Genomic DNA, 382 nt, shown 5'->3' on the forward strand with positions numbered 1-382 from the left:
GATGGCCACTGTCCAATTCAGCTGCTGGCTACCTCGCTCCAGCCCTTTCACCAAAAAATTGTGTGTTATGTTCAGCGTACTGGGCGGCGTTTGCTGGTGTAGAGCGTCAAACGCAGCAGCAATAACCGCATCAGGCATCACGATATCCCGCTGGCCAGACATAATCCCGGGAACCTGCTGTTCTAATGATGCAAGAATGGCTTCCCAGCGCTGGTAGCGCTCACAAGCGCGCTGATAGCGACGCTCCTCTTGCCCATCGGAGGTGCTTTTTTTAGGGGGCGATAGTTTCCAGCCTGACCAGATGGCGTGATCGCTATCGCTCATAACGCCTTACCTTTTAATGCTTTCCAGCCTTGCGCTTTCATTAGCTTCTCAATGGCAG

Annotated in this window: 1 protein-coding gene; it reads right to left on the reverse strand. The window is 53.1% G+C overall.

Annotation, left to right across the window (positions count from 1 at the left end):
• The coding region (locus R0J92_RS21920; RefSeq protein WP_411053198.1) for a hypothetical protein at window positions 1–324 on the reverse strand (324 nt) is incomplete at its 3' end.
• Between the last annotated feature and the right edge of the window lie 58 nt (window positions 325–382).

Source organism: Tritonibacter sp. SIMBA_163 (assembly GCF_046535935.1).
GTDB classification, from domain to species: Bacteria; Pseudomonadota; Alphaproteobacteria; order Rhodobacterales; family Rhodobacteraceae; genus Epibacterium; species Epibacterium scottomollicae.